This window comes from Streptomyces noursei (assembly GCF_001646665.1).
Taxonomy (GTDB): domain Bacteria; phylum Actinomycetota; class Actinomycetes; order Streptomycetales; family Streptomycetaceae; genus Streptomyces; species Streptomyces lavendulocolor.
The window spans coordinates 1-250 of record NZ_LWBU01000340.1; the positions used below are offsets into that span (position 1 = coordinate 1).

Below are 250 nucleotides of genomic sequence, written 5' to 3' on the forward strand. Positions count from 1 at the left end.
CTTGGCGGGACAGCTTACCACCAGGCGCTGGTCGCGGAAGAGCTTGGCGCCGCCGACCGGGACGGCGTCCGCCGCGCAGAGGTCCAACGGCGCGGAGGGGGTGGGCGTCTTCGCGGGGCCCAGCCTGGACTCGGTGGAGCAGGAGGCCGCGGCGACCCCTGCGGCCCCGGCGAGGGCGGAGGCTTACAGCACCGTAAGGCGGGTGGGGGGCAGGGCGGGCGGGGGGGGGGCCCGGGTGGGCGGGGGGTGG

Annotated in this window: 1 pseudogene; it reads right to left on the minus strand. The window is 78.8% G+C overall.

The window, feature by feature from the left end:
• Nucleotides 1-213 (minus strand): annotated as a pseudogene (locus tag A4V12_RS39565) (FeS-binding protein); the annotation flags it as partial.
• Nucleotides 214-250 lie beyond the last annotated feature (37 nt).